At 35.0% G+C, this 13439-nt stretch carries 12 protein-coding genes; 2 read left to right on the top strand and 10 right to left on the bottom strand.

Annotated elements, in window-relative coordinates; translation table 11 throughout:
* Positions 1–28: 28 nt before the first annotated feature.
* Both J2S19_RS17960 and uxaC read right to left on the bottom strand, forming a co-directional pair.
* On the bottom strand, positions 29–1030 hold the full coding sequence (locus tag J2S19_RS17960; RefSeq protein ID WP_307344602.1) for a LacI family DNA-binding transcriptional regulator: 1002 nt from the start codon (positions 1028–1030) through the stop codon (positions 29–31).
* 202 nt (positions 1031–1232) lie between these two features.
* Positions 1233–2621: a glucuronate isomerase gene (gene uxaC, locus J2S19_RS17965; protein WP_307344701.1), complete on the bottom strand. Its 1389-nt coding sequence runs from the start codon at positions 2619–2621 to the stop codon at positions 1233–1235.
* Positions 2622–2837: 216 nt separating this feature from the next.
* Here uxaC and J2S19_RS17970 point away from each other — a divergent pair, with 216 nt between their 5' ends.
* The gene (locus J2S19_RS17970; protein ID WP_307344604.1) at positions 2838–2966 is read left to right on the top strand and encodes a hypothetical protein; all 129 of its coding nucleotides are present in this window, start codon (positions 2838–2840) and stop codon (positions 2964–2966) included.
* A 263-nt stretch (positions 2967–3229) separates the two neighbouring features.
* On the top strand, positions 3230–4030 hold the full coding sequence (locus J2S19_RS17975; RefSeq protein ID WP_307344606.1) for a hypothetical protein: 801 nt from the start codon (positions 3230–3232) through the stop codon (positions 4028–4030).
* Positions 4031–4084: 54 nt separating this feature from the next.
* Here J2S19_RS17975 and J2S19_RS17980 read toward each other — a convergent pair whose 3' ends face one another.
* From J2S19_RS17980 to J2S19_RS18015, 8 genes are all read right to left on the bottom strand, one after another.
* Positions 4085–4768: a rhamnogalacturonan acetylesterase gene (locus J2S19_RS17980; protein WP_307344703.1), complete on the bottom strand. Its 684-nt coding sequence runs from the start codon at positions 4766–4768 to the stop codon at positions 4085–4087.
* A 43-nt stretch (positions 4769–4811) separates the two neighbouring features.
* Positions 4812–5846: a glycoside hydrolase family 88/105 protein gene (locus J2S19_RS17985; protein WP_307344608.1), complete on the bottom strand. Its 1035-nt coding sequence runs from the start codon at positions 5844–5846 to the stop codon at positions 4812–4814.
* Between the two features lie 22 nt (positions 5847–5868).
* The gene (locus tag J2S19_RS17990) at positions 5869–7158 is read right to left on the bottom strand and encodes an ABC transporter substrate-binding protein (RefSeq protein ID WP_370875170.1); all 1290 of its coding nucleotides are present in this window, start codon (positions 7156–7158) and stop codon (positions 5869–5871) included.
* 101 nt (positions 7159–7259) lie between these two features.
* The gene (locus tag J2S19_RS17995) at positions 7260–7889 is read right to left on the bottom strand and encodes a YesL family protein (RefSeq protein WP_307344610.1); all 630 of its coding nucleotides are present in this window, start codon (positions 7887–7889) and stop codon (positions 7260–7262) included.
* Positions 7890–7927: 38 nt separating this feature from the next.
* Complete coding sequence (locus tag J2S19_RS18000; protein WP_307344612.1) at positions 7928–9994, bottom strand: glycosyl hydrolase 115 family protein; 2067 nt, start codon at positions 9992–9994, stop codon at positions 7928–7930.
* Between the two features lie 4 nt (positions 9995–9998).
* Entirely contained in the window at positions 9999–10892 is an 894-nt protein-coding gene (locus J2S19_RS18005; protein ID WP_370875171.1) for a carbohydrate ABC transporter permease, read from the bottom strand.
* A 3-nt stretch (positions 10893–10895) separates the two neighbouring features.
* Positions 10896–11795, bottom strand: a complete 900-nt coding sequence (locus tag J2S19_RS18010) for a carbohydrate ABC transporter permease (RefSeq protein ID WP_307344614.1) — start codon at positions 11793–11795, stop codon at positions 10896–10898.
* A 268-nt stretch (positions 11796–12063) separates the two neighbouring features.
* The gene (locus J2S19_RS18015) at positions 12064–13365 is read right to left on the bottom strand and encodes an ABC transporter substrate-binding protein (RefSeq protein WP_307344616.1); all 1302 of its coding nucleotides are present in this window, start codon (positions 13363–13365) and stop codon (positions 12064–12066) included.
* Positions 13366–13439 lie beyond the last annotated feature (74 nt).

Raw genomic sequence — 13439 nt, forward strand, 5'->3', positions numbered from 1 at the left:
TATAGCGGTCTTGAAAGTTCCTACATTTTTAGTTAATTGTTGTTACAGATTGTCTTTTTACAAGTTCAGTCTTTAAGAATGTCCGACACCGTTTCCCTATCTGTTTTTCAACATTTTCCATCAGTTTCTCTGCACCAACTTTACTAATTTGCTCAATAGGTCGCTTCACTGTTGATAAGGCAGGGATTGTGTATTGTGAGAAGCCAATATCATCAAATCCGATGATGGAAATATCATTTGGTACATTCAAGTTAGCTTCATAAATTGCCTTCATTGCTCCAATTGCCATATCATCATTTGAACAAAATACTGCTGAAGGGATTGTCGGCAATGATAGTAAAGATCTCATTGCTTCATACCCACTTTCCATATCATAGTTTGCTTTTACAATAAACTTGTGATCTATAGGAACATTAAGTTCAAGCATCGCCTGAACATACCCTTCTTTCCTTTCGATAGACGATTTAAATTGTGCCGTTCCTTCAATAATTGCTATATCTCGGTGTCCTTCACTAATTAAATATTTAACTGCTTCATATGCCCCTTCTCTATCATTTGAAAGAATATTGACAATGCTTTCATTATCGACATAACGATTTAATACTACTAATGGGATTTTATGTTCTGTTACATGTCGAATGAACGCATCGTCAACATCACTTTGACTCATCAAAATAATCCCATCAAATCTTTTCTCTGAAATCGCTGAAAAGTCTTTAAAATCATCTATGCCTCTTACGAATAAATGATATTTTTCGTCGATGACACTATTTACACCGCGAATTGTCTCCGCTAAAAAACTTGATGAAGTACCGTTCGATAAACTTGTGAAAAATAACCCGATTGTATAGGATTTTTGTAGCACAAGACTTCTTGCATGGACATCAGGTGAATAATTAAGTTCAGTCGCAATTGCAAGAATTTTTTGTTTTGTTTTCTCTTTTATTAGAGGGCTATTATTTAATGCCCTAGAAACAGTTGTATGTGAAACATTTGCTATCTTTGCAATATCTTTAATTGTTACTGCCATTGACTCTGTTACCTACTTTCAATATGCTTTGATTACTTTTAATTATGGCTGATATCCCTAATATACTTTAATCTTAGTAGAAATATGGTTTGATAATCTCCCTATGCAATTGTTGACCACACTCAAAACTAGAAGGATATATCTAGAAGTACAAACAGCTATTAGAAATATGGCCTTTATTAAAAGGTAGTATAACTAATCGTTAAAACTGAAAATATTCATTTGCATTCTCATAGGAGATGCCTTTAACAATTCCAGATAATAGTTCGATGTCATAGGGTACTTCTCCGTTTATGACCCATTCACCGATTAAATTACAAACTAGTCTTCTGAAATATTCATGTCTTGTATAGGAGAGAAAGCTTCTCGAATCTGTTAGCATGCCAATAAATTGACTAAATAAGCCGATACTTGCAAGTGCTTTCATTTGTTCTAACATGCCTTCCTTCTGGTCATTAAACCACCATGCAGTACCAAACTGGATTTTCCCCCTAATACCATCACCTTGAAAACTTCCAATGATACTAGCAAGTACATGATTATCACGTGGATTTAACGAGTATAGAATCGTTTTAGGCAAGCCTTGCTCACGGTCTAAAGCATCTAATAATTGAACTAACGGTTTAGCAATTAAATCATCATTCATAGAGTCGTAACCAGTATCAGGTCCTAATTCTGCAAGCATTCTACTATTATTGTTTCGATGGGCGTTTATATGGAATTGCATTGCCCAACCAAGACTTGCATATTTTTTACCTAAATGAATGAGAGTGAGCGTTTTAAACTGCTTTTCCTCCTCTAATGAAACTTTTTCACCATTAAGGGCCTTTTTGAAAATTTCATCAACCTCATTATTTGTAGCATGAGCGTACATCATTACATCGATTGCGTGGTCTGAAACTCGACCTCCCAGCTCATGGAAAAAGTCTATTCGTGATTCTAGAGAAGATACAAACTCATCGTAACTATTAATAGAATTACCTGTTACAATCGACAGCCTTTCAACCCAGGTTACAAAACTATCCCGATTTATCTCTAACCCTTTATCAGGACGAAAGCTTGGCAAAACCTTAACTTTAAACCCATTATCTTCCCTTAGTTTTTGATGATACTCTAACTCATCAACTGGATCATCAGTCGTACAGATGACTTCAACATTTGACTTATTTATTAATTCTCTAACTGTAAATTCTTCACGACTTAATAATTCGTTAACAGTCTCCCATATGCTCGGTGCTGTTTCTTCATTTAGAATTTCCTCAACCCCAAAATATCGTCGTAACTCTAAGTGTGTCCAATTATACAAAGGATTACCGACTGTCATTGGGACAGTTTTAGCCCATGCCATGAATTTATCATAATCACTGGCAGAGCCTGTAATATATTTCTCTTCGATTCCATTTGCTCTCATTGCTCTCCATTTATAATGGTCACCGTATAACCATGCCTCAGTTATATTTTTGAATTTTTTATTTTCATATATTTCTTGTGGACTGAGATGACAATGGTAATCTAAAATAGGCATATTCTTTGCATATTCATGATAAAGTGTTTCAGCTACATCGTTCGTTAGTAAGAAATTCTCTCCCATAAATGTATACAACGCATTCAACCCCTTTTTGATTGCACACGTGAACAATATTCCCCCTGCACACGTGAACATTTACTAATATTATATGCAATACTTTGTAAGTAATCAATAATTTTATTAGGCTCTTTTCTAAAAGATTGTGGCTTTTTGCAATAAACCTTTTTTAGGGTTTGTTGGAGCTTAAAGTGCGAGACTCCTGCGGCATGCGTGGGAGAGGTGAGACGTGAGCAGGCGTTTACGCTGAGGAGAAAGAAAAGCGTAGGCGGCTTGCCCATCGACGTACAAACTGAAGGGGCATCGACTAAAGATTTAGGAATCACGATGAGCCGAATGGCGAATCGATGATGACTTATCGTAGGGAGAAGACCTGAAGTTTGCTTGTTCGTGCCGCAAGGAGCTATGAAGCTCACCACCCCGCGGAAAGCGAGTACTGTAGCGGAGACAAAGCCTGAACAGACAAATCAGTTAAAAGCAACAATGTTTACAAAAACACCCTTTTATTAAAAAATTAGACTATTCTTACTATTTTTATGGTCATTTATCTATAACACTATTAAACTAATAATATATTCAAAAATATTAATCACATGTGAAAGGTGGCTTTATCTATGCAGGCTAATATAGAAAGCAAGATACATAACCATTACGATAAATACCCAACGTCAATTACTGAAATTTTAAAAACCTGTATCACTTCTTCTAATTCTAGTCAAAATGTTGATGAATTAATAGAAAGCTTACCTAAGATGGAGGTTCTTAACCTTTACTTTCAGCATACTAATCAGCCTTTAACTGGTCAGCATTTCCGAAAGATTGTTTACTATGTTTTTGGTATGGACTTAGATTATATATCGAATGAAGGAGAAGGTGCAAAACTATCGGTATATCCTGACGAAGTAATGGATGGGATGAGGAAAGCTCTGAATCATAAGCAATTACCGACAGCTGAGTTAGATAAGGAAATTATGTCGTTAACAAAGGCAGAAGTTATGGACATTTATATCGATTATTTTCGGGTACAATCACATGAAGAGGTCATTAGAATATTAAATCTTATTTATGGAGTTAACTTAAGAGGACTATCTACATTAGAAAATTCTCGTATTACTCTTTATACGAAAAAGCAATGGCTTTTTAGGAAAACGACAAATTTATTTGAAATCCATACAGGGAAAGGCGATATTGATGTGACAATCCTTCCCACTGCTTATTTTATTGAAAATACTGGTATAAACGATATACCTAACTTTCTTAAAACTCAACTTTCTGATTTAGGATTTATTCAACTAGAAGGAAAGCTTGGTCTGTACTATTCTAACCCAAATGGTGAAACAGTTTCCGACCAGTTTAAACTCCTGACAATAAATACAATTAGAAAGGCCATTGATACAGAATATAAAAATCTTTAAGGTTTCATTTCTCACCTGATATATAAAATGAAAAGAATAACCTCAAAAAAGCGGTTATTCTTTTATATACTTTATTAAAGGTATGTTTTGTTCTCTCAGTGCCTCTATGACAAGTTTTGCCACTTCAAATGCACCTTTTTCACAAAAATGAGTATTATCCTCAATTCCATCAGGGTAATTTTCCTCTACATCAGGTGGAAAAATAGTGAAAAGAGATTTTGATTCCTCCACACCGAGTGTTTCATAAAGCACCTTTGTTTTTTTCCAGAGGTCAATGAGTGTTACATCAAGATTTTTAGCTACCTGTTTCATCGCTATAGGGTATTCACCTAATGTATTTACGACGAATCCATTTTCATCAAATTTTCTGCGATGTACAGAAGTAAGTAATATTGGAGTCGCTCCTTTTTCTCTCGCTCCAAAAATATATTGCTGTAAACAAGATTGATAGGTAGTAAAAGGTTCTGTTCCATACGATTTTTGATCATTATGACCAAATTGGACGAATAAATAATCTCCTTCTTGAATACTATCAAGTATTTTAGTCAATCGACCTTCTTCAATAAAACTGTTAGAGCTTCTCCCACCTTTTGCTTCATTGTGTACAGTCAGTTCATTTGTAAAAAACTGTTGAAACACTTGACCCCAGCCTGCCATAGGCGCTTCATGCTTAGGACAATTCGCTACAGTGGAATCACCTGCTAAGTAAATTGAAATTGGTTTAATTGTTTCTGACATATGAAATATATTCACCTCGTTCCCCTTATTAAAAATTAGTATACTAGCTATATAGTTGTTTACTAGATTTTAATAATTCCGCTAAAAAAACAAGTGTTAAGCCTTGACCCCAGCCTTGAATACGCTTATATGGTACATGTTTATATCCGTCAGCATCGTTCATAACTGCTGTTCCAGCGGATACTTTTGATACTTTTCCATCATCTTCAATCTCATTGACAATTCCATTAATCGATTTTTGGATATATTTATTATAAAGAGTACCTCTTGTAATCAACGCTGCTGCAATAGCCGATGAGCCTGAAACTTCTAGGTAAGAAGTTGAATCATTGACAATCGTATGCCATAACCCTGATTCATCTTGCAGTCTTACTAATGAACTTAATTGGTCACGCAATGAACAATCAATGATCATATAGGATGGATGCTGTACTTCAACGAGCTCTAACGCTTTTGCCATCGTCAATGCAGCCCAACCATTGCCACGGGCCCAATAGATAGATGACATATGGTTTTTAGCGATATTGTCCCAACCATGATAATATAAGTTTGTTATCGGGTCTTGTAAAAAGTCCTCGTGACCGTGATATTGCTTTAAGCCATCCTCGAAATAATCTTCACGATTTAATAGTTTCCCAACCCGTAATAAAAAGAGTCCAGCCATCATCATCGTATCTACCCAAGCTTGTTCTGGGAAAACATCTTTAACTGAATTCACAGTATGTTGGAATATCCCATCGGCAAAACGTGGGGCGTCGTTCTTTAAGTACTCAGCCATTTCCATAATAACTTCCAAGTACTTATCATCTTCAGTAACCTTATATAGTGTAATTAATGAATGTCCAATCGATACTCCATTAATAGAAAGTCGTGGTAAGCCATCCTCAAGCCACTCATCAACCCAACCTTTTAACAAATCAATATACTCTTGTTTTTCTGTTGCTTCATACGCTTCTGCAACGCCGTAAAATGCAACTCCACCAGGCCAGTCCCAATTAAAGTCCATTTGAAATGTTCGATTTACTACTTTATCAATTACTAAACGAATTTCTTCTTCATTAAATTGTAATTTCGGCATAACCTACTCCTCCTAGATAAGTTCAATTATTTCTTTTTAATATTTCATTTGCACTTGCTCTAAATCTTTTCGCACCCTCTTCTGGACTTATCTTTTTTAATAGAATTTGATTAGAAATATCTTCAAGCAACACCATAACCTCACCGCTACCGATCGGGTCAGGTCTATAAAAATGCTTTGTGAGGTTTTTCGCTTTTTCAACATAGTTCATAATTTTTATTTCATCTTTTGAAAGTTCTCCTCTAATCTTGCTGCTGACTTTCGCTGAAACAGGAATACCTCTTTCACCTTTCATAATTTTATTTGCTTCAATGTTATTCACAAAAAAATTAATGAACTTTGCTGCTTCTTCCTTAACCGTTGATGTCTTTGGAATGGATAACATCATACTCGGTTTTAAAAACAGCGCATTTTGTATATAATTTTCTGGTGGTAAGTGAAGTGTCAATGTATCATCAATTATTTGACTAAAGGCGGCATATTGATTTGAATAATTCCACGTTATTGCTGATGTTCTGTTAACGATAAAGTCATCCTCAATACCTCTTACAGTCGAGCCAATGTCGGGTGTAGGAAATGCTCCCGCTTCTATTAATCTGAGTTGTAATTTAAAATAATCAACAAATAATTGGTCATCCTGATATGCAAGCTTTGTACCTTCCTCGTTATAAAAAGATTCTCCTTTTGTTCTCAAATAATAGGGGAAGAAAATGTCCGGTGGATTCATTCCATTTGATCCATATACACCTGTATTTTGTTTTATCGTTAATGCAACCTGCACCATGTCTTCCCAAGTCCATTTTTCACTATCAAATTCGACTCCTGCTCTCGTTAACAATTCATCATTTGTAATCACAGATAATACATTTATTCCAATTGTAAAACCATACAATTTATTAGAAATTTTCGCACTGTCTAATATATTTTTGTCAATATTAGAAGTATCGATTGTTTGCTTTTCAATATACGGTGTTAAATCTTCTAACAACCCTTTTTCACCATACTGTGCTAAAAAGGCCAAATCCATTTGAATAACGTCGGGAAGTTCGTTAGCAGCTACCATAGGTTCAAGTTTACGCCAATAGTTATCCCAATCATCAAATTCAGCTTCAATATTTATATGAGGGTTTGCTTTTTCATACAATTCTATTATTCTCGTTGTCTGTTCATGCCGAGGTTGTGTACCCCACCAAGCAATTCTTATAGTTGTTGGCTCTATTTGATTACTAACTTCCTCTTTGCTACCTAACTGACAAGATGTAGTAGCTAGTAACATTCCGATAACAATGGTGACGATTAGTCCCTTTTTCAATGCTATTCCCCCTTGTTTTTAAGCTAAATCAAACAAGTGAAGAACACAAGATGATATTTCTATTAATGACGGATATGCTACTTTTAACCTATAACATCATTTCATTGTTGCATGAATTGATACTTACGATTGATTTTATTAAATGCATTAATTGCAGGCTTTACAATTGCTAGTGCTATTACATTCCCACTACATACAATCATTAGTGGTGGTCCATACGAAAGAAGAAATAATAAACCCGATGTACCAACTAACATCGTACAAGTTGAAATTGGATTCATAATCATGACAAAAAACGAACTTTTTAATAATTGTGAAATTTTCATTTCGTAGTGAACATACATTGGGAAAATATAAAACAGCATACAAGCAAACAGAAGCGTCACGATAAAAAATGGGGCAGTTAGTAGTTGTTTCATATCTGTCGTATGTTGTAAATAAATATAGTCGATGAAAAGAACACAACTAATTAGCAAAATCCATAGACCGAGAATGTTGCTCTTCATAAATTCATGTCGGTAAGATTGCCAGAAAGTCTTCGTAATGGAAATATCTAATTCACCTAATGCCCATTTACGAACGACAGCAAACATTGCAACTGTAGCGGGGAAAAATCCAAAGACAAACAATCCAATTACCGTGAAAAAAAGCCACAATAAGTTTAGCAATGCTAATCTAGTTATCCACTCAAAAATACTATTAATCCCACCTAAAAATCCAGTTGTCTCCATACGTTTCCCTCCATCAAAATACCGACACTATCACTCTTTTATTTTTCGAGTTCTTCTCGATTTGATAAACATGTATTCATTAATTTTTGATATAACGCTTCATCACCTAATTGTTTTGTTTTATTTGTAAGAAGCATGACTGACCTTTCCTCAGCAGTCGTTAAATATTGCTTCTCCCAATTGTAAAAGTTTGGGCCATCACCAAACATTCTTATATATTTTCTTAACGTCTCCAATGTATAGATTGTTAAGGTAACATTTGTTAAACAATCATTTTCATAAAATCTTTTCCACTTTTCATTTAATGGGTTTTCCATCTTTTCTACTGTTTTGGATAATTCCTCGATAGCAGCATTAACTAAAAGAAAGGCTTTAAAATAATGCTTTATTTTAAATTTTTCGAATGCCGTTGTTACATAGTAAACTGCTTGGCATCCGCTTTTATGAATTTGCACCTGCAAAAGTAATTGGTCTTGAAGTCTCTCTTTTTCAAGACTAGTTGATTTTTGGATTAGTTCAGTCAAGTTTGATAACAATGTTTCAAAACTTGGCAAGTGATTTTTCACCTTTTTGTTGAACCAGGTACATTGTTCCTCGAAAGAGATGTTACCGGTTGCCCATTGAAGATTAGTTGCTGATTCATCCCCCTGTGTTATAATCCATTGCTTCGTAATGTTTCGAATTGCGAAATGATAAAATTGCTCTCCGGCACGTTCATCTTCTTCTTCTCCATATTTAATAATGGCGTTGAAATATTCATTTATAAGATTACACATCACGTCTGAATTGGTTGGATACGCTCTTGACACATAGTCTTTTAAAAATTGTGTTGAATCTACTCTTCCACTTTTCCACACTTGACTAAGCAATTCTAAAAACATTATATGTGGTCTTATATTTCCACAGTTTACAATGAGAAACTCATTCATATGATGTTGAAAAGCATTATCTAGTTCATCATTAACGAATTGGATTGGATTCGGAAACATAGTTAAATGATTAGAAGCCTGTAAATCATAAAATGTAATATGATAGTAGATACCATGTGGTCCTCTATCGTTATGAGCTGGTATAGAGGAGATTCTTGGATTATCATTCCCCTGTCTTCTTGATACCATTTTCCCATAACCATTATCTGCCCATACTTTAATAACACCTTCAGGTAATGTTAAAAGTCCTTTTTTATATAAATCTGTAATTTCTCCGTACAAGTTCACACAGCAAATCGGATTTTCTTGAATATCATTAATCATTTTATATTGGTCCATGATGATTTTCGAAATCAGCTGTCCTCGTTTTTTATCTGTGTCAAATGTCGGATCATCTAACCAAAATGGCCTGTCACCCTGTCCTCTAAATCCGATATTCCAAATGACTTTGTTTGTTGTCTGTTCTAGAATTGCTTCTTTCCATAACTCTTTGAACAATGTTTCATTCTCGACATATGAAGGGTTTTTGTTTGGGAATACTCGACTAAACATTCTTGCCCCTAATGGTTCAGCATGATGATGTGTTATCCATAGTCCCATCCTTGAGGCAATTTTTTTATATGGTGAATGTTCAATATCAGTCCCAGGTATAACCATATTTCCCTGACAACGTAATAAAGCTTCAAAGATCATCTCCCATACATACGTATTCGAATTTTGATATGTCCACTTTGAAAGGAGTACTTCATCATTGATAAACCAGCCTCTATACTTACACATATGTTTTTCAGAAACAAAATTTATAGGATGGATTTCGACTCTTCCCCTTTTCACTGGTTCGATATCATTCCAAAACCAAAACTTATCAACGCCTAGAAATGTTTCACTAATATGAAGAATGCCATAAACCATCCCTAATTCATCTGCTGACGTGACGACCATCTCAGACAGATCATGAGAAAATCCAATTGAAAACTGTTCAGGACGTAAACCCTCATTATTCTCCTCATTTAGCAGAAGGCGGATTGTCGAGTTTCTAGTCATCTCCTCTTCATAGAATACTTTATTTTTATCCCTTTCCAATACATGTAAAAAGTGATTAATACTAGTTATATCGGGACCTTGATATTTAATATTCGTATCTTTATTGAGGATGAACATATCGTATTGACACATATTTTTACCCCTTTAACCCACTAGTGCTAATCCCTTCAACAACATGGCGTTGGAATAAAAAGAAGATAACGAATACCGGTATTAAAGAAACGATTGACATTGCAAACATGGCTCCCCAGTTTGAAACAGAATCATTACTTAAGAACATATTTAGCGCCATTGAAACAGTATATTTCGCCGGATTATTTAAGTATAATACTGGTCCTAATAAGTTATCCCATGTCCAATAGAATGAGAAGATTGAAACAGTTGCTAATGCAGGTTTTATTAAAGGCAGTATAATTTTGTAAAAGATTTTAAACGTGTTACATCCATCAATTGTCGCTGCTTCATCCAATTCTCGGGGTATAGTTCGGATAAATTGTACTAATAAGAAAATGAAAAATGGATGTCCGAAATATGCAGGAATTGCAATTGGCTTTATTGAATCTAGCCATCCTAACTGAGCAAAAATAATATATTGCGGGATCATAACAACTTCATAAGGAAGCATAAGTGTGACCATCATGATTGCAAACCAAAAATTTTTTCCAAAGAATTGTAATCTCGCAAAACCAAATGCAATAAAAGCTGAAGAAATCACTTGCCCAATCATTGTAAAGAAAACTAATACAACCGTGTTTTTAATAAATAATCCAAATGAATTTCCACCGATTCCTTCCCAACCTTGAGTAAAGTTATTAAAAGTCCACGTTTCAGGAATCAATTGTTTAGCTGTTAAAAAAATCGTCTCCGTCGGTTTGAATGAACTCATTAGGAGCCAAATAACCGGATATAGCATTAATAATGCAAAGCCACCGACAAGTATGTGATAAATCCACCACCTAGGTGACTTTAGGTTAGATGCTTTAACAATAGGAGGACTTGTGACTGTTTTTACATTTGTACTTGAACTCATCCGTTATTTCACCCCTTCTGATTCATAATGCACCCAGAATTTAGATGTATAGAAAATGATAGCTGTTAAAAGACCAACAATAATTAACATGATCCACGCCATCGCAGATGCATAACCCATATTGAAGAATTCAAATCCTTGAATGAAAAGATAGAGTGAATATAGGAGTGTACCATCTAATGGACCACCAGTCCCTTTAGAAATGATAAACGCAGGTACAAATGTCATAAATGCTGCGATTGTTTGCATAATCGTATTAAATAAGATAACTGGACTTAACATTGGTAACGTAATTTTCATGAATTTCTGCCAATAATTAGCTCCATCAACACTAGCTGCTTCATAATATGTTGCTGGAATTCCCTTTAAACCAGCAAGGAATATTAACATCGATGAGCCAAATTGCCATACAGATAAAAAGATTAACATCCATAGTGCTGCAGTCGGGTCACCGAACCAGCGTACATCTGGGATACCTAATAAGTTTAATAAAATATTGACGATTCCTTCATCACCGAAAATATTTCTCCACATGATAGCAACAGCAACGCTACCACCAATTAAAGACGGTAGATAAAACAAAGTTCGATATAGTCCTACGGCACGAGAGGCTGTATTTAAAATCATGGCAATAAGAAGGGCAAAACCAAGTCTTAATGGTACCCCTGCCAAAACATAAATTAAGGTGACCTTTAACGATTGCCAATATCTTGGATCCTGTGTAAACATTTTTTGATAGTTTTCCAAACCAATCCAAACAGGTGCACCAAATAGATTGTACTTTGTAAACGATAAATACAGTGAGGTAACTATTGGGATTAGTGTAAATGCCAAGAACCCTATAACAAAGGGACTAATAAATAAGTATCCCTTTAAGTTTTGTCTAATAGCTTGAGCACTCATATAATCATTTCCTTTCTCGGCTCGTTAACCTTCAAAATAAGAATGACTCAGGATAATATAAGAAGTTGCATAATCTCAGAAAACAGGGAGTGACTCATAAAGGTCTGTTTCCTTTAACTAATACATTTATAGACTACATGCCTTAAGCCTTTATCCATATATGTATTCTAAGGAACTGCCCCTTTGGTTTTGAGTCACCCACCTACTTAATGCGTTTACATATTTCCACTAGTTATTGTCGAGCCACTCTTATCAATCAAAAGATTGTTTATTTATTTTGTGATAAGATACTTTCTGCTTGTTGTCTAAATTGTTTAGCAGCATCCTTCACTTCAAGTTGCCCATAAGACATTTGTTCACTTAAGTTATCAAGCATTTCAATTACTTCACCAGCACCAATTGGATCTGGACCATCAAATTCTGAACTATTTTGTTCCGCCCATTCTACACTATCGAACACTAATGTTTGTTCAGGAGTTAACTCAGATTTTAATGCTTCTTTAACAGCAGATGAGCCTGGAACACCACGGTCACCAAGAATGATTTTATTAGCTTCTATATCATTCACAAAGTAGTCGATGAATTTTGCTGCTTCTTCTTGGTGTTTAGAATTTTCAGCTACTGACCAGAACATACTTGGTTTTAAATATAAGCCGTCACTTGCATTAGGTCCTGGCATATTGTGAATTTTTAATGGTCGATTGGCAACTTGCTGTAAGCCGACAAATTGATTAGACCATTGCCAAATACCAATTGCATCTTGTGTTACGACAGGGTCATCTTCAATACCTTTTAATTGTGCAAGATAATCAGGTGTTGGAACTGCTTTATCCTTCACTAGTCCAGACGTCATTTCGAAGAAGTCGATAAATAATTGGTCGTCATCATAGCCTAATCCAGTACCATCTTTACTATATAAAGATTTTCCTAGTGTTCTTAAGTAGTAGTTAAAGAACACATCTGCTTTCATACCTGTATCAACGTATAATCCAGCATCTTTTGCTTTTTTAGCTAGTTCTTTATAGTCATCCCAAGTCCAATCTTCTTCAAGACTATCTACCCCTACCTTTTTCAATAACTCAGGGTCATAATTGAATCCAACGACGTTTACCCCTGCATTAAATCCGTATAGCTTATCATCGATTTTTCCACCATTGATATAATTTTCAGTGAAATTTGTTGTATCAATTTGCTCACCAATAAATGGAGATAAATCAGCTAATTGTCCGTTTTCAGCATATTGTGAGAAATATGACAAGTCCATTTGAATAATGTCAGGTAATTGATTAGCAGAAGCTTGTGGTGCTAACTTTTTCCAGTAATCATCCCAGCTTGCATACTCTGCTTGAATTTTCACATTAGGATTCTTCTCCTCGTACTTTTTGATTACTTCAAGTGTATAATCATTTCGCGTTTGCTCACCCCACCAAGCGATTCGAAGGGTAATTTTCCCATCTTTATCTTTACCAGAATTAGAACTAGACCCCCCTGATGAGCTTGTTCCTCCACTACAAGCAGCCATTGAAAACACCATAAAAACCGCTAAAAATAACACCAAGAATTTCTTCATTTTCATCCCCCTTTTTTATTGTTAACGCTTACAAGTACTATTCTAGAGCCTTTTTCCTGTCATTTGAATTGAAA

This window comes from Metabacillus malikii (assembly GCF_030813355.1).
GTDB lineage: Bacteria > Bacillota > Bacilli > Bacillales > Bacillaceae > Metabacillus > Metabacillus malikii.